Raw genomic sequence first — 21380 nt, forward strand, 5'->3', positions numbered from 1 at the left:
CGTAACTCCTTTATCTCTTTGAATTTTTTTTGAAAAAGTTGTTGACGGGGTAGGGGCTCGTCGATAACATGCGCCCCGCTTGCCGAGCACTGCCTGAAACGAAAGACGAAGGCGGTGCAAACCGGTTCAGTGGTTTCCACTGATCTGCTAAGCAAGGGTTGCCGCCACTAAAGCGCCCGTAGCTCAGCTGGATAGAGCATCCGCCTTCTAAGCGGATGGTCGCAGGTTCGAGTCCTGCCGGGTGCGCCAAGTGGCGTTCGGTACAAGCAAGTGTAATATGGTGGGCGTAGCTCAGTTGGTAGAGCACAGGATTGTGGCTCCTGGTGTCGTGGGTTCGATTCCCATCGTCCACCCCATATTCCGAAGCGCCAGGCCCAGAGCCTGGCGTTTTCGTTTCTGCGGTACCCTGCGGACGTGGTGAAATTGGTAGACACGCTGGATTTAGGTTCCAGTGGCGCAAGCTGTGAGAGTTCGAGTCTCTCCGTCCGCACCATCTTCTTTCCATAAGCTCTCGCATCCGTGAATTTCCGCAGCTTCCAGCCAGGGTGACTTCTGCATTTCTAGCTACTAGAATGCTTGCCCTTGATTCTGGGAGCCGGAAGGACCGGCTTACGTCTGTGCCACGAGGAATATCCATGCAAGTTTCCGTTGAAAGCACCTCCGCTCTTGAGCGCCGCATGACCGTTGGCGTGCCGGCCGAGCGCATCGAGACCGAAGTCAACAAGCGTCTGCAGCAGACCGCTCGTCGCGCCAAGGTTCCTGGCTTCCGTCCCGGCAAGGTGCCGATGAGCGTGATCCGTCAGCGCTACGAAGCCGCCGCTCGTCAGGAAGCCCTTGGTGACCTGATCCAGGAAACCTTCTACGAAGCCGTTGTCGAGCAGAAGCTGAACCCGGCCGGTGCTCCCTCCGTCGAGCCGAAAGTGTTCGAAAAGGAGAAGGGCCTCGAGTACGTCGCTACCTTCGAAGTCTTCCCCGAGTTCCAGGTTGCCGGCTTCGACGGCATCAAGGTCGAGCGCCTGCAGGCCGACGTGGCTGACGCCGATCTCGACAACATGCTGGACATCCTGCGCAAGCAGAACACCCGGTTCGAAGCCGTTGACCGCGCCGCTCAGAACGACGACCAGGTGAACATCGACTTCGTCGGCAAGATCGACGGCGAAGCCTTCGCTGGCGGTTCCGCCAAGGGCACCCTGCTGGTGCTGGGCTCCGGCCGCATGATCCCGGGCTTCGAAGAAGGCCTGGTCGGCGCCAAGGCCGGTGAAGAGCGCGTACTGAACGTGACCTTCCCCGAGGACTACCAGAACCTGGACCTGGCCGGCAAAGCCGCCGAGTTCGCCGTTACCGTCAACAGTGTCGCCGAACCGAAGCTGCCGGAGCTGAACGAAGAGTTCTTCGCTCTGTTCGGCGTGAAGGAAAGCACCCTGGAAGGTTTCCGTACCGAAGTTCGCAAGAACATGGAGCGTGAACTGCGCCAGGCCATCAAGTCCAAGGTGAAGAACCAAGTGATGGAAGGTCTGGTCGAGACCAACCCGATCGAAGTTCCGAAGGCCCTGATCGGCAACGAAGTCAACCGTCTGCGCGTGCAGGCTGTCCAGCAGTTCGGCGGCAACATCAAGCCTGACCAACTGCCGGCCGAGCTGTTCGAAGAGCAGGCCAAGCGCCGCGTGGTGCTGGGTCTGATCGTCGCCGAGCTGGTCAAGCAGCACGAACTGAAGGCCGACGAAGCCCGCGTTCGCGAAATGATCGAAGAGATGGCTTCCGCTTACCAGGAGCCGGAACAGGTTGTTTCCTGGTACTACAAGAACGACCAGCAGTTGAACGAAGTCCGTTCGGTTGTACTGGAAGAACAAGTTGTAGATACTGTCCTGCAGAAGGCCAATGTGACCGACAAGCAGGTATCCTACGAAGACGCGGTCAAGCCTGCAGAAGCTCCGCAAGCGGCCTGATCCAACGCTTCGTTCGATTGTCACAAGCCAGCCTTCGGGCTGGCTTGTGCGTCTATAGAGCCATGACTTTTTATTAGGGAGTGATCGTCGGACATGCATAATCCTTATATGCCGCAAGTTCCGAACATTCAGGCCGCGGGTGGTCTGGTGCCGATGGTGGTGGAGCAGTCCGCCCGCGGTGAGCGTTCCTACGACATCTATTCGCGCCTGCTGAAGGAGCGGATCATCTTCCTGGTCGGCCAGGTCGAGGACTACATGGCCAACCTCGTGGTGGCCCAGTTGCTCTTCCTCGAAGCCGAGAACCCGGACAAGGACATCCACCTCTACATCAACTCCCCGGGTGGCTCGGTGACTGCCGGCATGTCGATCTACGACACCATGCAATTCATCAAGCCCGACGTGTCCACCATCTGCGTAGGCCAGGCGTGCAGCATGGGCGCCCTGCTGCTGGCCGGCGGTGCCGCCGGCAAGCGCTACTGCCTGCCGCATTCGCGCATGATGATCCACCAGCCGCTGGGCGGCTTCCAGGGCCAGGCCTCGGACATCGAGATCCACGCCAAGGAAATCCTCTTCATCAAGGAACGCCTGAACCAGGTGCTGGCGCATCACACCGGCCAGCCGCTGGATGTCATCGCCCGCGATACCGATCGTGACCGCTTCATGAGCGGCGAAGAAGCCGTCAGCTATGGTCTGATCGATCAGGTATTCACTCAGCGTCCTTCCGCCAGCTGAGTTTCTCCGCAATACCGCGGCCGGTAATCCGGCCGCTTCGCGGGCTTGAAAATGCCTGCGAATGCCTTCATCTTGTCCTTCACGTATATCCCCGATTGGAACGATCGAATGACTGACACCCGCAACGGCGAGGACAACGGCAAGCTGCTGTATTGCTCCTTCTGCGGCAAGAGCCAGCACGAAGTGCGCAAGTTGATTGCCGGCCCCTCGGTCTTTATCTGCGACGAGTGCGTCGACCTGTGCAATGACATCATCCGCGAGGAGGTGCAGGAGGCACAGGCCGAGAGCAGTGCGCACAAGCTTCCGGCGCCGAAAGAGATCCGCACCATCCTCGATCAGTACGTGATCGGCCAGGAACGTGCCAAGAAAACCCTGGCAGTAGCGGTGTACAACCACTACAAACGCCTGAATCAGCGTGAGCGCAAGGATGACGTCGAGCTGGGCAAGAGCAACATCCTGCTGATCGGGCCGACCGGCTCGGGCAAGACGCTGCTGGCCGAGACTCTCGCGCGCCTGCTCAATGTTCCGTTCACCATCGCCGATGCGACCACCCTCACCGAGGCGGGCTACGTGGGCGAGGATGTCGAGAACATCATCCAGAAGTTGCTGCAGAAGTGCGACTATGACGTCGAGAAAGCCCAGATGGGCATCGTCTACATCGACGAAATCGACAAGATCTCGCGCAAATCGGACAACCCGTCGATCACCCGCGACGTTTCCGGCGAAGGTGTTCAGCAGGCCCTGCTGAAGCTGGTCGAAGGCACCGTGGCTTCCGTACCGCCCCAGGGTGGCCGCAAGCACCCGCAGCAGGAGTTCCTGCAGGTCGATACCCGCAACATCCTGTTCATCTGCGGTGGTGCGTTCGCTGGCCTGGAAAAGGTCATCCAGAACCGTTCCACCAAGGGCGGCATCGGCTTCAACGCCGAGGTTCGCAGCCAGGAGGCGGGCAAGAAGGTCGGCGAAGCGCTGCGTGAGGTCGAGCCGGAAGATCTGGTCAAATTCGGCCTGATACCCGAGTTCGTCGGCCGCCTGCCGATCATCGCGACCCTCGACGAGCTGGACGAAGCTGCGTTGATGCAGATTCTCACCGAGCCGAAGAACGCGCTGACCAAGCAGTACGCCAAGCTCTTCGAAATGGAAGGTGTGGACCTTGAGTTCCGCCCCGACGCCCTCAAGGCCGTGGCCCGTAAAGCGCTGGATCGCAAGACCGGTGCCCGTGGCCTGCGCTCCATCCTCGAAGGCATCCTGCTCGACACCATGTACGAAATCCCCTCGCAGGACGACGTCAGCAAGGTGGTGATCGATGAAAGCGTCATCGATGGCTCCTCCCAGCCGCTGCTGATCTACGAGAACACCGAGCAGCCGGCCAAGGCCGCGCCTGACGCCTGAAACCAGAAGGGGCCCTAGGGCCCCTTTTTTCTTCCCATCTACCGCGCTTGTTTTTTCCCAGCCCTAACCCCATCTTAGGCCGAAGGGTCCAATCCCATCGTTTTGGCCAAGTGCCGCTGTAGAGCCGAATATCATGAAAACACTCGTCGAGTTGCCCCTGCTGCCCCTGCGTGACGTAGTGGTGTATCCGCACATGGTCATCCCGCTGTTCGTCGGGCGTGAGAAATCCATCGAGGCCCTCGAGGCCGCCATGACCAGCGACAAGCAGATCCTGTTGCTGGCGCAGAAGAACCCGGCCGACGATGATCCGGGTGCGGACGGTCTGTACCGCATGGGTACCGTGGCCACTGTCCTGCAATTGCTGAAGCTGCCCGACGGCACCGTCAAGGTGCTGGTCGAAGGCGAGCAGCGCGGCCAGGTAGAGCGCTTCATCGACGAGGAAGCCTACTGCCGCGCCGAAGTTTCGATCATTGACGAGGCCTCTGTCGGCGAGCGCGAATCCGAAGTCTTCACGCGTAGCCTGCTGAGCCAGTTCGAGCAGTATGTGCAACTGGGCAAGAAGGTCCCGGCGGAAGTCCTGTCCTCGCTCAACAGCATCGACGAGCCCGGTCGCCTGGTGGACACCATGGCTGCGCACATGGCGCTGAAGATCGAGCAGAAGCAGGAAATCCTCGAGATCACCGAGCTGTCCGCCCGCGTCGAGCACGTACTCGCCATGCTGGATGCCGAGATCGACCTGCTGCAGGTCGAGAAGCGCATCCGTGGCCGCGTGAAGAAGCAGATGGAGCGCAGCCAGCGCGAGTACTACCTGAACGAGCAGATGAAGGCCATCCAGAAAGAGCTGGGTGACATCGACGAAGGCCACAACGAAGTCGAGGAACTGAAGAAGCGTATCGATGCCGCCGGCCTGACCAAGGAAGCGCTGGCCAAGGCCAATGCCGAACTGAACAAGCTCAAGCAGATGTCGCCGATGTCTGCCGAAGCCACCGTCGTGCGCTCCTACATCGACTGGCTGGTGAACGTGCCGTGGAAGGCCGAGAGCAAGGTGCGCCACGACCTGGACAAGGCCGAGGATATCCTCGATGCGGACCACTATGGCCTGGAAGAGGTCAAGGAGCGCATCCTCGAGTACCTCGCCGTGCAGAAGCGCGTGAAGAAGCTCAAGGGCCCGGTGCTCTGCCTGGTTGGCCCGCCCGGCGTGGGCAAGACCTCGCTGGCGGAGTCCATCGCCCGTGCCACCAACCGCAAATTCGTGCGGATGGCCCTGGGTGGCGTGCGTGACGAGGCCGAGATTCGTGGTCACCGCCGCACCTATATCGGCTCCATGCCGGGGCGCTTGATCCAGAAAATGACCAAGGTCGGTGTGCGCAACCCGCTGTTCCTGCTGGACGAGATCGACAAGATGGGCAGCGACATGCGTGGCGATCCGGCCTCGGCGCTGCTGGAAGTGCTGGATCCGGAACAGAATCACAACTTCAACGATCACTATCTTGAAGTCGACTACGACCTGTCCGACGTGATGTTCCTCTGCACCGCGAACTCCATGAATATTCCGGCGCCGCTGCTGGACCGCATGGAAGTGATCCGCCTGCCGGGATACACCGAAGACGAGAAGGTCAACATCGCGTCGAAATATCTTGTACCGAAACAGACTGCGGCCAATGGTCTCAAGAAGGGTGAGTTGACCTTCGAGGAAGCCGCGACCCGTGACATCATTCGTTACTACACCCGCGAAGCCGGCGTGCGCAGCCTTGAGCGCCAGATCGCCAAGGTCTGCCGCAAGGCGGTGAAGGAGGGCACCAAGGCCAAGCGCATCGATGCCAAGGTGACCCCGGAAACACTGGAAAACTACCTGGGCGTGCGCAAGTTCCGTTACGGCTTGGCTGAGCAGCAGGACCAGATCGGCCAGGTGACTGGACTGGCCTGGACCCAGGTGGGTGGCGAGTTGCTGACCATCGAATCGGCCATCGTTCCCGGCAAGGGCGCGCTGACCAAGACCGGTTCGCTGGGCGACGTCATGGCCGAATCCATCACCGCCGCGCTGACCGTGGTGCGCAGCCGGGCGAAGAGTCTGGGGATTCCGGCGGACTTCCACGAGAAGCACGACATCCATATCCACGTGCCGGAAGGCGCCACGCCCAAGGACGGTCCGAGTGCCGGTATCGGCATGTGTACCGCGCTGGTTTCCGCCATCACGCAGATCCCGGTGCGCGCCGATGTTGCCATGACGGGTGAAATCACCCTGCGGGGTCAGGTACTGGCCATTGGTGGTCTGAAGGAAAAACTTCTGGCCGCGCATCGAGGCGGAATCAAGACCGTGATCATCCCTGAGGAAAATGCACGAGATCTTAGGGAAATTCCGGATAATATTAAGGCCGATCTCGTTATTAAACCGGTTAAATGGATTGACGAGGTCCTGCAAATTGCGCTGCAATACGCGCCGGAGCCCTTGCCCGATGCGGCTCCCGAGATGGTTGCAAAGGATGAGAAGCGCGAGTCTGATTCCAAGGAGCGAATCAGCACGCATTAGTTGGGGGGCTTTCTTGACACTGTTTTTGAGCCCTTGTTATAAAGCGGCACTTGCTTTGTCAGTTGGCAAACCAGCACCTGCTTTTGCTTACACCTAACACATAGAAACATACTCAACAGAAATAAGGGGACTTAGAGTGAACAAGTCGGAACTGATCGATGCTATCGCCGCATCTGCTGATATCCCGAAAGCTGTTGCCGGTCGCGCTCTGGACGCGGTAATCGAGTCTGTAACTGGCGCCCTGAAGGCTGGTGACTCCGTCGTACTGGTAGGCTTTGGCACCTTCGCCGTGAAAGAGCGTGCTGCTCGCACCGGTCGTAACCCGCAAACCGGCAAGCCGATCAAGATCGCTGCCGCTAAGATCCCGGGCTTCAAGGCCGGTAAAGCCCTCAAGGATGCTGTAAACTAAGCGTCTTTTTGGACTAGACCTGGATCGGCTCGGCTTCGGCTGGGCCGATCACGGAGCAGCGATCCTGCAGACCCAAGGCCGGCAGGAATCGTCAGGGGTCACGGGCAGATGCCCGCACGCTCCAACAGTTACGAGAAGGCGCATCCTCGGATGCGCCTTTCTTATATCCGCCTTTTTCCACGCCGCGCCGCCATTGACGGCAGGCCGTGGCCGCGCTCGGGGGCCGCATGCTGCAAAACATCAGGGACAATTCTCAAGGCTGGATCAGTAAGGCCATCCTGGGGGTCATCGTTGTCCTCATGGCTTTGACCGGGTTCGATCAGATCATTCGCGCAACCCAACACGAGAACGTCGCCGCACAGGTCAATGGTGACGACATCGGACTGCCTGAAGTACAGCAGGCCGTGGACATGCAGCGTCGCCAACTGATGCAGCGTCTGGGCAAGGACTTCGATGCCTCCATGCTCGACGACAAGCTGCTCAAGGATTCCGCGCTGAAGTCGCTCATCGAGCGCAAGCTGGTTCTGCAGGCCGCCCAGAACGACAAGTTCGCCTTCTCCCAGCAGGCGCTGGACCAACTGATCGTGCAGACCCCCGAGTTCCAGGTGGACGGCAAGTTCAACGCCGACCGCTTCGACCAGGTCATCCGCCAGATGGGCTACGATCGCATGCAGTTCCGTCGCATGTTCGGCGAGGAAATGCTGATCGGTCAGCTGCGCGCCGGCATCGCCGGTACCGGCTTCGTCACCGACGACGAGCTGAAGGCCTTTGCCCGCCTGGAAAAGCAGACCCGCGACTTCGCCACCCTGACCCTCAAGGCCGACCCGTCCAAGAGCAAGGTCGAGGACAGCGAGATCAAGGCGTACTACGACGCCCACAGCACCGAGTTCATGACCCCCGAGCAGGTCACCCTCGACTATATCGAGCTGAAGAAATCCGGCTTCTTCGATCAGGTCGAGGTGAAGAAGGAAGACCTCGATGCCCTGTACCAGAAGGAAATTGCCGGTCTCGCCGAGCAGCGCGACGCCGCGCACATCCTGATCGAGGTGAATGACAAGCAGAACGACCAGCAGGCCAAGGCCAAGATCGACGAGATCAAGGCGCGTCTGGACAAGGGCGAAGACTTCGCCACGCTGGCCAAGGAGCTGTCCAACGACGTGGGTTCGGCCGCCAATGGCGGCGACCTGGGCTATGCCGGTCGTGGCGTGTATGACCCGGCCTTCGAAGACGCCCTGTATGCGCTGAAGAAGGACGAGGTTTCCGCTCCGGTGAAAACCCCCTATGGCTGGCACCTGATCAAGCTGCTGGGCGTCGAGGCGCCGGAGGTTCCGACCTTCGACAGCCTGAAGCCGAAGCTGGAGCAGGAAGTGAAGACCCAACTGGTCGAGCAGCGCTTCGTCGATGCCACCAAGCAGCTGGAAAGCGCCGCTTACGAGGCGTCCGACCTGTCCCAGCCGGCCCAGGACATGGGGCTGAAGGTGCAGACCAGCAAGCCGTTCGGCCGTGAAGGCGGCGAGGGCGTGACCGCGAACCGTCAGGTCATCCAGGCGGCGTTCAGCCCCGAGGTGCTCGAAGACGGTGCCAACAGCGGCGCCATCGAGCTGGACCCGGACACCGTGGTCGTACTGCGGGTCAAGGAACACCTCAAGCCTGAGCAGGAAACCCTGGAGCAGGTGAGCGCGACCATTCGCACCCGTCTGCAGCAGGAGCATGCGGCCGCCGATGCCAAGTCTCGCGGCGAAGCGCTGCTTGCCAGTCTGCGCGATGGCAAGACTCCGCTGAACCAGGATCAGGAAGGACAGAGCTGGAAGGTAGTGGAAGCCGCTTCCCGCAGCCAGGAAGGCGTCGAGCCAGTCGTGCTGCAGGGCGTGTTCCGCATGGCGCACCCGGTCTCGGCCGACAAGCCGAGCCTGTCTGGCGTGGCGCTGCCCAATGGTGACTTCGTGCTGGTGCGTCTCTCCGGTGTCAGCGAGCCGGAAGCCAAGATGACCGACGAGGAGAAGGCCATGTACCAGCGCTTCCTAGCTTCGCGCAGTGGCCAGGAAGACTTCGCTGCCTTCCGTCGTCAACTGCAGGAGCAGGCGAAGATCGAGAAGTTCGATACCGCCAAGTAAGTGTCGATTCGGGCTGTCTCTGGCAGCCCAGAGTCGGAAAAGAAAAAAAGGCCGCCTATGCGGCCTTTTTTTCATGGACTGCAGGAGCGAGCCTGCTCGCGAACCGGGCTGCATCGGAGTGCCCGAGAAGGATTCTCGCTCCTACAGCAGGCCGTTTTGCGTGTTGTCGTCGTCCAGCGGCCCCATGATGGTGGTGTTGAGCCCGCCGTCGACGTAGAGAATCTCGCCGCTGATGCCGCTGGCCAGGTCGGAGCAAAGGAAGGCGCCGGCGTTGCCGACTTCCTCGATGGTCACGTTGCGGCGCAGGGGCGTCTGCCGTTCGTTGGCGGCGAGCATCTTGCGGAAGCTCTTGACGCCCGATGCCGCCAAGGTGCGGATCGGACCTGCGGAAACGGCGTTGACCCGGATGCCCTCCGGACCGAGGCTGCCAGCCAGGTAGCGGACGCCGGCTTCCAGGCTGGCCTTGGCCATGCCCATCACGTTGTAGTTGGGCAGGGTGCGTTCGGCGCCGAGATAGGAGAGGGTGAGCAGGCTGCCGTTGCGGCCTTTCATCATTTTGCGGCCGGCCTTGGCCAGGGCGATGAAGCTGTAGGCGCTGATGTTGTGGGCGATCCTGAAGCCGTCGCGGGTGGTGACTTCCGTGAAGTCGCCATCGAGCTGGTCGCTGGGTGCGAAGCCCACGGAATGGACGATGATGTCCAGGCTGCCCCAGTGTTTGCCCAGCTCGCTGAACACCGCCGCGATATCGGCGTCGCTGGCGACATCGCAGGGGAAGCACAGCTCGGCACGAGAGCCCCAGCCGGCGGCGAACGCCTCGACGCGTTCCTTGAGCTTGGCGTTCTGGTAGGTGAAGGCCAGTTCCGCGCCTTCGCGGTGCATCGCGGCGGCGATACCGGAGGCGATGGAGAGTTTGCTGGCGACGCCGACGATCAGCGCGCGCTTGCCGCTCAGAAATCCCACGGGTGTTTCTTCTCCCTGCTTCAGTGCGTGTGCGCCGGAACCATGAAGGCGGCTTCCAGCAGTTGTTGCGTATAGGCGTGCTGCGGCGCGGAGAACACCTGCTCCGCCGAGCCCTGTTCGACTACCTTGCCGTGGCGGATCACCATCAGTTGGTGGCTCAGCGCCTTGACCACCGCCAGGTCATGGCTGATGAACAGGTAGGTCAGGTTGTACTTGGCCTGCAGGCGGCGCAGCAGTTCCACCACCTGGCGCTGCACGGTGCGGTCGAGCGCCGAGGTCGGTTCGTCGAGCAGGATCAGCGCCGGCTTGAGCACCAGGGCCCTGGCAATGGCGATGCGCTGCCGCTGCCCGCCGGAGAATTCGTGGGGATAGCGGTGGCGGGTGTCCGGGTCGAGGCCGACTTCCTTCAGCGCATCGATGATGGCCTGCTCGCGTTCCTCGGGAGTGCCGATTCCGTGGATCTCCAGGCCTTCACCGACGATCTGCCCCACCGACATGCGCGGACTCAGGCTGCCGAAGGGATCCTGGAAGACCACCTGCATTTCGCGCCGCAAGGGGCGCACTTCGCTCTGGTTCATGCCTTCCAGGTTGTTGCCTTCGAAGCGGATACCGCCCTGGCTGTTGATCAGGCGCAGGATGGCCAGGCCGAGGGTGGACTTGCCCGAGCCGCTTTCGCCGACGATGCCCAGGGTCTGCCCGCGGGGCAGGCTGAAGTCGATGCCGTCCACCGCCTTGACGTGATCCACTGTGCGGCGGAACACGCCTTTCTTGATCGGGAACCAGACCCGCAGGTCGTTCACGTCCAGCAGCGCCGGGCCGGGCGGGTTGTCGGCCGGATTGCCGCTGGGCTCCGCGCCCAGCAGTTCACGGGTGTAGGGATGCTGGGGCGACTCGAACAGACTCTCGCACGGTGCCTGTTCGACGATGCAGCCATGCTGCATGACGCACACGCGGTGGGCGATACGTCGCACCAGGTTGAGATCGTGGGTGATCAGCAGCATGGCCATGCCCAGGCGCTGCTGCAGGTCGCGCAGCAGGTCGAGGATCTTCAGCTGCACGGTGACGTCCAGCGCGGTGGTCGGCTCGTCGGCGATCAATAGTTCCGGCTCGCAGGCCAGCGCCATTGCGATCATCACCCGTTGCCGCTGGCCGCCGGAGAGTTCGTGGGGATAGGCCTTCAGGCGACTGGCCGGGTTGGGAATGCCGACCAGGTCCAGCAGCTCCAGGGTGCGCGCCCGCGCCTGGGCGGAGTTCATGCCCTTGTGCAGGGCCAGGACTTCGCCGATCTGCTTCTCGATGGTGTGCAGCGGGTTCAGCGAGGTCATCGGCTCCTGGAACACCATCGCGATGCGGTTGCCGCGAATGCCGCGCAGCTTGCTTTCGGGCAGCTTCAGCAGATCCTTGCCGGCGTAGTGGATGCTGCCGGAAGGGTGGCTGGCCGTGGGGTAGGGCAGCAGGCGCAGGATGGAGTGGGCGCTCACCGACTTGCCGGAGCCGCTTTCGCCCACCAGTGCCAGGGTCTCGCCTTTGCGGATGTCGAAGCTGATCTTCTCCACCGCATGGACCGTCTCGTTGCCGCAGAGGAAGTCCACCGAGAGGTCGCGGACTTCGATGAGGTTTTCGCTGTGGGTCATCTCACTTCCTCGGGTCGAAGGCATCACGGGCGGCTTCGCCGATGAACACCAGCAGGCTGAGCATCACCGCCAGCACCACGAAGGCGCTGATGCCGAGCCAGGGCGCCTGCAGGTTGGATTTGCCCTGGGCCACCAGCTCGCCCAGCGACGGTGCGCCGGCGGGCAGGCCGAAGCCGAGGAAGTCCAGGGAGGTCAGGGTGCCGATGGCGCCGGTGAGAATGAACGGCATGAAGGTCAGGGTGGAGATCATCGCGTTGGGCAGGATGTGGCGGAACATGATCGCTCCGTTGCGCATGCCCAGTGCTCGCGCCGCGCGCACGTATTCCAGGTTGCGGCCACGGAGGAATTCGGCGCGCACCACATCCACCAGGCTCATCCAGGAGAACAGCAGCATGATCCCCAGCAGCCACCAGAAGCCCGGCTGCACGAAGCTGGCGAGGATGATCAGCAGGTAGAGCACCGGCAGGCCCGACCAGATTTCCAGGAAGCGCTGGCCGAGCAGGTCGGTCCAGCCGCCGTAGAAGCCCTGCAAGGCGCCCACGGTGACGCCGATGATGGAGCTGAGCACGGTGAGAGTGAGGGCGAAGAGTACCGAGATGCGGAAGCCGTAGATCACCCGCGCGAGCACGTCGCGCGCCTGGTCGTCGGTACCCAGCCAGTTCTCGCCGGTGGGCGGGGAGGGAGCCGGGACGCGCAGGTCGTAGTTGATGGTGTCGTAGCTGTAGGCGATCGGCGGCCAGAGAATCCAGCCGTCCTTCTGCGCGATCTGCTCGCGCATGTAGGGGCTCTTGTAGTTCGCCTCCATAGGGAATTCGCCGCCGAAGGTGGTTTCCGGGTAGCGCTTGACCACCGGGAAGTACCAACTGCCGTCATAGCGGATGGCCAGTGGCTTGTCGTTGGCGATCAGTTCGGCGCCCAGGCTTGCGATGAACAGCACGAGGAACAGCCAGAGCGACCACCAGCCGCGTTTGTTGGCCTTGAAGCGCGCCCAGCGGCGCTGATTGATGGGAGACAGGCGCATCGGTTTACTCCCGGTTCTCGAAGTCGATGCGCGGATCGACCAGCGTGTAGAGGACGTCGCTGATCAGCTTCATGATCAGGCCGAACAGGGTGAAAATGAACAGCGTGCCGAACACCACCGGGTAGTCGCGGTTCAGCGCCGCCTCGAAGCTGAGCAGGCCGAGGCCGTCGAGGGAGAAGATCACTTCGATCAGCAGCGCACCGGTGAAGAAGATGCCCAGCAGCGCCGAGGGCAGGCCGGCGATGACCAGCAGCATGGCGTTGCGGAACACGTGACCGTAGAGCACGCGGCGCTCGGTGAGGCCCTTGGCGCGGGCGGTGACCACGTACTGCTTGCCGATCTCGTCGAGGAAGCTGTTCTTGGTCAGCAGGGTGATGGTGGCGAAGTTGCCGATCACCAGCGCGGTGATGGGTAAGGCCAGGTGCCAGAAGTAGTCGCGGATCTTGCCGCCCCAGGTCAGCTCGTCGAAGTTGTTGGAGGTCAGCCCGCGCAAGGGGAACCAGTCCCAGTAGCTGCCGCCGGCGAACAGCACCACCAGCAGGATGGCGAAGAGGAAGGCCGGGATGGCGTAGCCGATGATGATCGCCGAGCTGGTCCAGACGTCGAAGTGGCTGCCGTGGCGCACGGCCTTGGCGATGCCCAGCGGGATCGACACCAGGTACATGATCAGCGTGCTCCACAGCCCCAGGGAGATGGAGACGGGCAGCTTCTCGACGATCAGGTCGGTGACCTTGGCGTCGCGGAAGAAGCTCTGGCCGAAGTCCAGGTGCACGTAGTTCTTGAGCATGATCCAGAAGCGCTCGGGCGCCGGCTTGTCGAAGCCGTACATGCGCTCGATTTCCTTCACCAGTTCAGGGTCCAGGCCCTGGGCGCCGCGGTAGTGCGTGCCGGCCGCGGCCACTTCACCGCCACCGCCGGAGATGCGCCCGGTGGCGCCGCCGCTGGCGGCGTCGAAGCCCTCCAGCTTGGCGATCATCTGCTCCACCGGGCCGCCGGGGGCGGCCTGGATGATGATGAAGTTGATCAGCAGGATGCCGAACAGGGTCGGGATGATCAGCAGCAGGCGCCGCAGGATGTAGGCCAGCATCAGTTGGCCCCTTGGGCGAGGGCACCGTCAACCGGCGTTTCGCTCGCGGTCCTGGCGTCCGTCTTGGTTGGCACCGCCTGGTCGCGTGCCTGCCACCAGGTCATCAGGGCATAGCTGTAGGGCGGCAGTTTTTTCGGGTGGGCGATACGGTTCCAGTAGGCGATGCGCCAGGTGCCCAGGTACCAGTTGGGCACCACGTAGTGTCCCCAGAGCAGCGCGCGGTCGAGGGCGCGGGCGTGGCGCACCAGGCTCTCGCGGGAGCCGGCGTTGATCAGGCCCTCCACCAGGGCGTCGATGCCCGGATCGCGCAGGCCGATGAAGTTGCGGCTGCCGGGCTTGTCGGCGCTGCTGGAGTGCCAGAACTCGCGCTGCTCGTTGCCCGGTGAGTTGGACTGCGGCCAACTGCTGACGATCATGTCGTAGTCCCGCGAGCGCAGGCGGTTGACGTACTGCGAGACGTCGACCCGGCGCAGCTGCATGTCGATGCCCAGTTCGGCGAGGTTACGCTTGAAGGGCAGCAGCACGCGCTCGAAGTCGGCCTGGGCGAGCATGAACTCGAAACTGAGCTGCTTGCCGTCGGGGCCGACCATCTTGTCGTTCTCGATCTTGTAGCCGGCGTCCAGCAGCAACTGGTAGGCCTTGCGCTTCTGCTCGCGGATGATGCCGCTGCCGTCGCTGGTGGGCGGTACGTAGACCTGGGTGAAGACTTGCGGCGGCAGCTTGTCGCGCAGCGGTTCGAGAATCTTCAGCTCCTCGGCGTCGGGCAGTTGGTGCGCGGCCATCTCGGAGTTCTCGAAGTAGCTGCCGTCGCGCAGATAGGAACCGAAGAACAGTTGCTTGTTGGTCCACTCGAAGTCGAACAGCTGGGTGATCGCTTCGCGCACGCGGGCGTCCTGGAACACCGGGCGGCGCAGGTTGAAGGCGTAGCCCTGCATGCCCCAGGGGTTGCCGTTGACCGGCTCCTCGCGAACGATGCGGCCGTCGCGCACCGCAGGGGAATCGTAGGCGGTGGCCCAGTTCTTGGCGATGCGCTCGTCGTTGAAGTCGAACTGCCCGGCCTTGAACGCCTCCAGGGCGACGGTGAGGTCGCGGTAGGAGTCCACCACCACGGCGTCGAAATTGTTGAAGCCGCGGTTCACCGCCAGCTTCTCGCCCCACCAGTCCTTCACCCGCTCGTAGCGGATCGAGCGGCCGGCGTCGACCTTGGCGATGCGGTACGGGCCGCTGCCCAGCGGCGGCTCCATGCCGGTCTTGTTGAAGTCGCGGCTGGCCCACCAGTGCTTGGGCAGGATCGACAGCTGACCGAGAATCAGCGGCAGTTCGCGGTTGTTGCCGTGCTTGAAGTCGAAGCGCACGCGCAGCTTGTCCTCGGCCACCACCTTGTCGACGTCCGCGTAGTAGTTGCGGTACATCGGGTCGCCATCCTTCATCAGGGTCTCGAAGGTGAACACCACATCCTCGGCGGTGACCGGCGTGCCATCCTGGAATCTCGCCTCGGGGCGCAGGTAGAAACGCACGAAGCGATGCTCCGGGTCCTTCTCGATCTTCTCGGCGAGCAGGCCGTATTCGGTGAAGGGCTCGTCGAGGGAGTGGAAGGTCAGGGTGTCGTAGATCAGGTTGATCTGCGGCGCGGAGTTGCCCTTGGCGATGAAGGGGTTGAGGCTGTCGAAGCCGCCGAAGTCGGAGAGGCGCAGGGTGCCGCCCTTGGGCGCGTCGGCATTGACGAAGTCGAAGTGCTTGAAGTCGGCCGGGTACTTCGGCGCTTCGTCATAGAGAGTGATGGCGTGCTGCGGCGCGGCCTGCGCACTGCCCAGCAGTCCCAGCAACAGGCCGGCGAACAGCGCGGCGCGGCGGGGGCTCTTCATAGGGTGTTCTCCTGATTTTTCTGCCACCAGGCGCGCAGGCCCAGGGTGTAGGGCGGCGTGGTGACGAAAGCGAAGCGGTTGCGGTACGCCAGTCGATGCTTGTTCAGGTACCAGTTGGGAATGCTGTAGTGCTGCCACAGCAGCACCCGGTCCAGGGCGCGGGCCGCGGCTTGCTGCTGGTCGCGGTCGGTGGCGCCGAGGAGTTTCTCGAGCATCGCGTCCGCCACGGGGTTGGCGATGCCCGCATAGTTCTTGCTGCCCTTCACCGATACCTGGCTGGAGTGAAAGTACTGCCATTGTTCGAGGCCGGGGCTCAGGGTCTGGGGCAGGGTCATCAGAATCATGTCGTAGTCGAACTGGTCCAGACGCTGTTTGTACTGGGCGCGGTCCACGGTGCGCAAGCTCGCATCGATACCAATGCTGGCGAGATTCTCGCGATACGGCTGGAGGATGCGTTCCAGGCTGGGGTTGACCAGCAGGATTTCGAAGCGCAGCGGCTTGCCGCCGGCGTCCAGCAGACGGTCGCCGGAGAGTTTCCAGCCGGCGTCGGCCAATAGACCCAATGCGTGGCGCAGGGTTTCCCGCGGAATGCCGTGGCCTTTGGTGACCGGCACCGTGAAGGGACGGCTGAACAGCTCGTCCGGCAGTTGCTTGCGGTAGGGGGAGAGCAGCAGCCATTCCTTGCCCTGGGGCACGCCGGTGGCGGTGAAGCTGCTGTTGGGGTAGTAGCTGCTGGCGCGCGCGTAGGCATCGTTGAACAGTGCGCGGTTGGTCCATTCGAAGTCGAACATCATCCCCAGCGCTTCGCGCAGGCGGCGGTCGGCGAAGGTCGAGCGGCGGGTGTTCATGAACAGCGCCTGGGTCTGGGTCGGGATCTGGTGTGGAATCTCCGCCCGGATCACGTCGCCCCGGCGTAGCGCCGGGAAGTGGTAGCCGCTGCGCCAGTTCTTCGCCTGGTGCTCGATGTAGAAATCGAACTCGCCGGCCTTGAAGGCTTCGAAGGCGATGCCGGCGTCGCGGTAGAACTCCACTTCGACCCGGTCGAAGTTGTACTTGCCGCGATTCACCGGCAGGTTCGCGCCCCACCAGTCTTTCACCCGCTCGAATACCAGGCGCCGGCCGGGCGTCACTTCGGTGATCCGGTAGGGGCCGCTGCCCAGCGGCGGCTCGAGGGTGGTGGCCTGGAAGTTACGGCCTTTCCAGTAGTGTTGCGGCAGCACCGGCATCTCGCCCAGGCGCAGGATCAGCAGCGGGTTGTCGTGGCGCTTGAAGACGAAACGGATGCGCTGGGCCGAGAGGATGTCGACTCGCTGCACTTCCTGCAGTGCGGTGCGGTACATCGGGTGCCCGTGCGTGAGCAGGGTGCGGTAGGAGAACGCCACGTCGTAGGCGGTGATCGGTTTGCCGTCGTGGAAGCGTGCCTGCGGCCGCAGGTTGAACACCACCCAACTGCGGTCTTCGGCGTATTCGACGCTGCCGGCGATCAGGCCGTAGCTGGAGGCGGGCTCGTCCCCCGACGGGTCATAGAGGCCGGTGCCGACCATCAGCGGCTCGTTCAGCTCGCTGACGCCGTACTGCAGGAAGTCGGCGGTGCTGATCGGCGGGCTGCCCTTGAGGGTGTAGGGGTTGAGGGTGTCGAAGCTGCCCAGGCCCATCAGGCGCAGAGTGCCGCCTTTGGGCGCCCTGGGGTTGACCCAGTCGAAATGGTCGAAGCTGGCGGGGTATTTCAGGTCGCCGAACTGTGCGTAGCCGTGGCGTTCAGTGATCTGGGCCGAGGCGGGCAGGCCGAGCAGGAGGCCGAGGAGCAGGAGAGGCAGGTGACGCATCGGGCGTAGGGTCCGATCCTTGGCAGGCGAGCTCCGTACAGTAGCAGCTTGTCCGTGCCGCCAGAAGCCTCGCGCCGGGACATTTACGGCGCGGCACGCGGCGAGGATCAGCGGCTGGCGGTGTCGAGGTAGAGCGTGAGGGTCTGGCCGGGCTTCAGGGCCTTGCCGCTGCGCGGGTTCCAGCGCTTGATGTGCTGCATTTCGACGTTGAAGCGCTTGGCGATCAGGTACATCGAGTCGCCCCGCTTGACCTTGTAGTAGGTCGCGCTGTCCTGCTTGCCCTTGCCACGCGCGGCCACTTGCTGGGCCGAGCCGCCCTGCAGCTTGAGCACCTGGCCCGGCTTGACGCCGTGGCTGTCCAGGCCGTTCCAGCGCTTGATGTCGGCGACGTCGACGTCGTTCTTCTTGGCGATCTGCCAGAGGGTGTCGCCGCTCTTCACGGTGTAGCTGCGGGCCGTGGCGCGAGTGCTCGCGCGCTCGACCTGCGCCAGTTGCCGCGGGCTCTCCGGCTCGACGACCGGGCGCCCCGGCTGGCCGGGAATGACCAGGACCTGGCCGCTGCGCAGGCGGTTGGCGCTCAGGCGGTTGGCGGACTTCAGCTCGGCGACGCTCAGGCGATAGCGCTGGGCGATGCTGTGCAGGCTGTCGCCCTTGCGCACGCGGTATTGCTGCAGGCTCTTGCTCGTTGCGGAGGCCACGAGTGGCTGCGGCTTGAGCGTGTCGATGCCGGCCTTCAGGGTGTCGGCCTTGTCCAGCGGCACCAGCAGGTGCTGCGGGCCGTCCCGGGTGATGCGGCGCTTGAAGGCGGGGTTCAACTGATACAGCTCGTCCTCGTCGAGATCGGCGAGGGCGGCGACGCGCGACAGGTCGAGGCCCGGCTTGACGCGAATCGAGGTGAAGTAGGGCTCGTTGGCGATCGGGTTGAGGCTGATGCCGTAAATGTTCGGGGCCATCACCAACTGCGACAGGGCCAGCAGCTTGGGAACGTAGTCCTGGGTTTCCTTCGGCAGCGGGAGGTTCCAGTAGTCCGTCGGCAGGCCGAGCCGCTGGTTGCGCTCGATGGCGCGGCTGACGGTGCCTTCGCCTGCGTTGTAGGCGGCCAGTGCGAGCAACCAGTCGCCGTTGAACATGTCGTGCAGGCGGGTCAGGTAGGTCAGCGCGGCATTGGTCGACGCGGTGATGTCGCGGCGGCCGTCATAGAAGTTGGTCTGGCGCAGGTTGAAATGGGTGCCGGTGCTGGGAATGAACTGCCACAGGCCCACGGCCTGGGCGCGCGACACCGCCATCGGGTTGTAGGAGCTCTCGATGACCGGCAGCAGGGCCAGTTCCAGCGGCATGTCGCGCTCTTCCAGACGCTCGACGACATAGTGCATGTAGGGGCTGCCGCGCTCGCTGGCGTTTTCCAGGAACGACGGATTGCTCATGAACCACAGGCGCTGGCGTTCGATACGCGGGTTGGTGTCGATCTGGTCCTGCAACTGGAAACCGACGCGCATGCGCTCCCAGATATCGTTCTGGGCGTCCGACCAGGCCGGGTTGAACTTCACGTCGACGGCGCGGGCGGCATTGCGCGCCTGGCTGTCAGTATCGACCCGCTGGGTCGACTGACAGCCGGCCAGACCGGCGGCGAGCAGCAGCACGGAGACTCGGATGGCACGAGCCAATGCGTCTAGATCGAGGGTCTTGCTGGTCTTTGGCGGCATTGGCTGATGACTGTGTCCGGGGCAAAAATTTCGGGGATTCTAGGAATCGCGGTTGCCCTGGTCAAGATTTCGCCACCCCTCAGAACTGATCCTTCCAGCGGCGAATGGTCGCAAAGACCTCTTCCGGTGTGCGGATTTCCTGGCCTTCCCGCTCGTCGGCGATTTTCTTAACGGATGTTTCCGACACGCGAAGGAAAGGATTCGTCGCCCGTTCCAAGGCGATGGAGGAGGGCAGACTGATCTTCCCCAGGTCGCGCCAGCGGCTGACTTCTTCGCAGCGCGCCCGGACCTCGGGATTCTCCGGCTCCACTGCACAGGCAAAGCGCAAATTGCTCAGGGTGTATTCGTGGGTGCAATAGACCAGGGTCTGGTCTGGCAGCGCCGCCAGGCGGCTCAGCGAGGCGTGCATCTGCGCCGGGGTGCCTTCGAACAGGCGGCCGCAGCCGGCGGCGAACAGGGTGTCGCCGCAGAACAGCAGGGGCGGCTCGTGGTCCTGGTTGAAGTAAGCGATGTGCCCGAGGGTGTGGCCGGGTACGTGGATGACGTCGAAGCCGAGGCCGAGCACCTCGACGCGGTCACCGTCCTCCAGCGCCTCGTCGCGCGCCGGGATCCTCTCGCCGGCCGGGCCGAGCACGCGTGCGCCGGTCTGGGCCTTGAGCTGGGCAACGCCGCCGACATGGTCGGCATGATGGTGGGTAACCAGGATGTCGGTGAGCGTCCAGCCGGGGTGGGCGGCCAGCCAGGCCAGCACCGGGCCGGCGTCGCCCGGATCGACCACTGCGCACTGGCGGCGGGTCACATCCTGCAACAGCCAGAGGTAGTTATCGGAAAAGGCGGGCAGGGCATCTATCTGTATCATGGCTGGAAAGTCGCTAAGTAATGGGCATTGGCGCATAGTAGTGCGGATACGCACTTTTGTGTCGCGCGCTCCCACAGGGGGTAGTGATGATCGAACCCGAACCCTTCGCCCAGGCCGACGCCGACTGGCTGGAACTGATGGCCCAGGCGCGCGACTGGCTGGCCGGCCCGATCGGTGGAATGATGCTCGCCGAAGAGCAGCAACTGCTGATCGACGAATTGGAACGCTACTTCGGCGGCTACCTGGTGCATTACGGCCCGCACGCCGAATTGCCGGCCAGCACCGGCAACATCCAGCGCGGGGTGCGCCTGGGGCCGCCGTTGCCGGGCGTGGAGATCGCCTGCGATGAGGCAGCCTGGCCACTGGGCGAGCATGCCGCCGACGTGGTGCTGCTGCAGCACGGCCTGGATTTCTGCCTGTCGCCGCACCGCTTGCTGCGCGAAGCCGCGCGCAGCGTGCGCCCGGGCGGGCACCTGCTGGTGGTCGGGGTCAATCCCTGGAGCGCCTGGGGCATCCGTCATTACTTCGCCCGCGATGCCTTGCGCCGCGCCCGCTGCATCTCGCCGACGCGGGTCTGCGACTGGCTCAACCTGCTGGGATTCGCGCTGGAGAAACGCCGCTTCGGGTGTTATCGTCCGCCGCTTGCATCGGCGAAATGGCAGGGCCGCCTGGCTCGTATGGAGACCTGGGGGCCCGTCCTGCAGGGCTCCGGCGCCGGCTTCTATCTATTGGTGGCGCGCAAGCTGGTGGTCGGCTTGAGACCCCTGCGCCAACCTCGCCGCGAGCCTCGCGGGCAACTGGTGCCGCTACCGGTGGCCAAGGTCAGCCGCCGCGATTCCGAGTCCTGAACACGAGCGATATGAGCGAAGAGAAAGTCGAGATCTACACCGACGGCGCCTGCAAGGGCAATCCGGGTCCGGGTGGCTGGGGGGCCGTGCTGTTCTACAAGGGCGCCGAGCGCGAACTGTGGGGCGGCGAGGCGGAAACCACCAACAACCGCATGGAGCTGATGGCCGCCATCATGGCCCTGGCCGCGCTCAAGCGGCATTGCGACGTGCGCATCGTCACCGACTCGCAGTACGTCATGCAGGGCATCACCGAGTGGATGACCAACTGGAAGAAGCGTGGCTGGAAGACTGCCGCCAAGCAGCCGGTGAAGAACGCCGACCTGTGGCAGGCGCTGGACGAGCAGGTGAACCGGCATAATGTCGAGTGGCGCTGGGTGCGCGGCCACACCGGCCATCCCGGCAACGAGCGCGCCGACATGCTCGCCAACCGTGGCGTGAGCGAACTGCCGCGCTGAGA

The 21380-nt window shown here is 63.4% G+C and carries 16 protein-coding genes and 3 tRNA genes; 11 read left to right on the forward strand and 8 right to left on the reverse strand.

All coding sequences use genetic code 11. The features are described from left to right. Window positions 1–172 precede the first annotated feature (172 nt). The 9 genes from H681_RS10770 to H681_RS10810 all read left to right on the forward strand — a co-directional run bounded on the left by H681_RS10770 (window position 173) and on the right by H681_RS10810 (window position 9120). Window positions 173–249: transfer RNA gene (locus tag H681_RS10770), tRNA-Arg, on the forward strand. Window positions 250–280: 31 nt separating this feature from the next. After that, a tRNA-His gene (locus tag H681_RS10775) sits at window positions 281–356 on the forward strand. Between the two features lie 52 nt (window positions 357–408). Beyond that, window positions 409–493: transfer RNA gene (locus H681_RS10780), tRNA-Leu, on the forward strand. A 142-nt stretch (window positions 494–635) separates the two neighbouring features. Further along, window positions 636–1946, forward strand: coding sequence for a trigger factor (gene tig, locus H681_RS10785; RefSeq protein ID WP_015476886.1), 1311 nt, complete (start codon window positions 636–638; stop codon window positions 1944–1946). 93 nt (window positions 1947–2039) lie between these two features. After that, complete coding sequence (gene clpP / locus H681_RS10790; RefSeq protein ID WP_041711910.1) at window positions 2040–2678, forward strand: ATP-dependent Clp endopeptidase proteolytic subunit ClpP; 639 nt, start codon at window positions 2040–2042, stop codon at window positions 2676–2678. A 108-nt stretch (window positions 2679–2786) separates the two neighbouring features. Continuing rightward, a complete protein-coding gene (clpX, locus tag H681_RS10795) occupies window positions 2787–4067 on the forward strand; it encodes an ATP-dependent Clp protease ATP-binding subunit ClpX (protein ID WP_015476888.1) in 1281 nt (426 codons plus the stop codon). 133 nt (window positions 4068–4200) lie between these two features. Further along, window positions 4201–6597, forward strand: a complete 2397-nt coding sequence (lon, locus tag H681_RS10800; protein ID WP_015476889.1) for an endopeptidase La — start codon at window positions 4201–4203, stop codon at window positions 6595–6597. Between the two features lie 136 nt (window positions 6598–6733). Then, a complete protein-coding gene (hupB, locus tag H681_RS10805; protein WP_003087931.1) occupies window positions 6734–7006 on the forward strand; it encodes a nucleoid-associated protein HU-beta in 273 nt (90 codons plus the stop codon). A gap of 227 nt (window positions 7007–7233) precedes the next feature. After that, a complete protein-coding gene (locus H681_RS10810) occupies window positions 7234–9120 on the forward strand; it encodes a SurA N-terminal domain-containing protein (RefSeq protein ID WP_015476890.1) in 1887 nt (628 codons plus the stop codon). A 141-nt stretch (window positions 9121–9261) separates the two neighbouring features. On the opposite strand, the gene fabI is transcribed toward H681_RS10810, so the two are convergent. The 8 genes from fabI to gloB form a co-directional block, all read right to left on the reverse strand. Next, entirely contained in the window at window positions 9262–10080 is an 819-nt protein-coding gene (fabI, locus tag H681_RS10815; RefSeq protein ID WP_015476891.1) for an enoyl-ACP reductase FabI, read from the reverse strand. A 20-nt stretch (window positions 10081–10100) separates the two neighbouring features. Then, entirely contained in the window at window positions 10101–11714 is a 1614-nt protein-coding gene (locus H681_RS10820; RefSeq protein WP_015476892.1) for an ABC transporter ATP-binding protein, read from the reverse strand. Between the two features lies 1 nt (window position 11715). Continuing rightward, window positions 11716–12735, reverse strand: a complete 1020-nt coding sequence (locus H681_RS10825) for an ABC transporter permease (protein WP_015476893.1) — start codon at window positions 12733–12735, stop codon at window positions 11716–11718. A 4-nt stretch (window positions 12736–12739) separates the two neighbouring features. Further along, window positions 12740–13822 carry a microcin C ABC transporter permease YejB gene (locus H681_RS10830; protein ID WP_015476894.1) on the reverse strand — a complete coding sequence of 361 codons (1083 nt, stop codon included), beginning with the start codon at window positions 13820–13822 and terminating at the stop codon, window positions 12740–12742. Further along, window positions 13822–15687 (reverse strand): extracellular solute-binding protein, encoded by a 1866-nt coding sequence (locus H681_RS10835; RefSeq protein WP_015476895.1) that lies wholly within the window; start codon window positions 15685–15687, stop codon window positions 13822–13824. Before H681_RS10835 ends, H681_RS10830 begins: the two co-directional genes overlap by 1 nt. Next, entirely contained in the window at window positions 15684–17513 is a 1830-nt protein-coding gene (locus H681_RS10840; RefSeq protein WP_015476896.1) for an extracellular solute-binding protein, read from the reverse strand. The genes H681_RS10835 and H681_RS10840 overlap by 4 nt, the downstream gene beginning before the upstream one ends. Before the next feature lie 107 nt (window positions 17514–17620). Then, complete coding sequence (locus tag H681_RS10845) at window positions 17621–19216, reverse strand: LysM peptidoglycan-binding domain-containing protein (RefSeq protein WP_041711913.1); 1596 nt, start codon at window positions 19214–19216, stop codon at window positions 17621–17623. A 79-nt stretch (window positions 19217–19295) separates the two neighbouring features. Further along, window positions 19296–20075 (reverse strand): hydroxyacylglutathione hydrolase, encoded by a 780-nt coding sequence (gene gloB, locus H681_RS10850; protein ID WP_015476898.1) that lies wholly within the window; start codon window positions 20073–20075, stop codon window positions 19296–19298. A gap of 86 nt (window positions 20076–20161) precedes the next feature. On the opposite strand from gloB, the gene H681_RS10855 reads away from it, so the two are divergent. Then, window positions 20162–20923: a class I SAM-dependent methyltransferase gene (locus H681_RS10855; RefSeq protein WP_015476899.1), complete on the forward strand. Its 762-nt coding sequence runs from the start codon at window positions 20162–20164 to the stop codon at window positions 20921–20923. Window positions 20924–20934: 11 nt separating this feature from the next. Continuing rightward, entirely contained in the window at window positions 20935–21378 is a 444-nt protein-coding gene (gene rnhA / locus H681_RS10860) for a ribonuclease HI (RefSeq protein WP_015476900.1), read from the forward strand. Window positions 21379–21380 lie beyond the last annotated feature (2 nt).

Source organism: Pseudomonas sp. ATCC 13867, from assembly GCF_000349845.1.
Lineage (GTDB): Bacteria > Pseudomonadota > Gammaproteobacteria > Pseudomonadales > Pseudomonadaceae > Pseudomonas.

Bases quoted from the DNA above. Each gene is read 5' to 3' on its own strand.
- tig (WP_015476886.1), top strand. From the start codon at position 636: ATGCAAGTTTCCGTTGAAAGCACCTCCGCTCTTGAGCGCCGCATGACC.
- clpP (WP_041711910.1), top strand. From the start codon at position 2,040: ATGCATAATCCTTATATGCCGCAAGTTCCGAACATTCAGGCCGCGGGT.
- clpX (WP_015476888.1), top strand. From the start codon at position 2,787: ATGACTGACACCCGCAACGGCGAGGACAACGGCAAGCTGCTGTATTGC.
- lon (WP_015476889.1), top strand. From the start codon at position 4,201: ATGAAAACACTCGTCGAGTTGCCCCTGCTGCCCCTGCGTGACGTAGTG.
- H681_RS10810 (WP_015476890.1), top strand. From the start codon at position 7,234: ATGCTGCAAAACATCAGGGACAATTCTCAAGGCTGGATCAGTAAGGCC.
- H681_RS10820 (WP_015476892.1), bottom strand. From the start codon at position 11,714: ATGACCCACAGCGAAAACCTCATCGAAGTCCGCGACCTCTCGGTGGAC.
- H681_RS10825 (WP_015476893.1), bottom strand. From the start codon at position 12,735: ATGCGCCTGTCTCCCATCAATCAGCGCCGCTGGGCGCGCTTCAAGGCC.
- H681_RS10830 (WP_015476894.1), bottom strand. From the start codon at position 13,822: ATGCTGGCCTACATCCTGCGGCGCCTGCTGCTGATCATCCCGACCCTG.
- H681_RS10835 (WP_015476895.1), bottom strand. From the start codon at position 15,687: ATGAAGAGCCCCCGCCGCGCCGCGCTGTTCGCCGGCCTGTTGCTGGGA.
- H681_RS10840 (WP_015476896.1), bottom strand. From the start codon at position 17,513: ATGCGTCACCTGCCTCTCCTGCTCCTCGGCCTCCTGCTCGGCCTGCCC.
- H681_RS10845 (WP_041711913.1), bottom strand. From the start codon at position 19,216: ATGCCGCCAAAGACCAGCAAGACCCTCGATCTAGACGCATTGGCTCGT.
- gloB (WP_015476898.1), bottom strand. From the start codon at position 20,075: ATGATACAGATAGATGCCCTGCCCGCCTTTTCCGATAACTACCTCTGG.
- H681_RS10855 (WP_015476899.1), top strand. From the start codon at position 20,162: ATGATCGAACCCGAACCCTTCGCCCAGGCCGACGCCGACTGGCTGGAA.
- rnhA (WP_015476900.1), top strand. From the start codon at position 20,935: ATGAGCGAAGAGAAAGTCGAGATCTACACCGACGGCGCCTGCAAGGGC.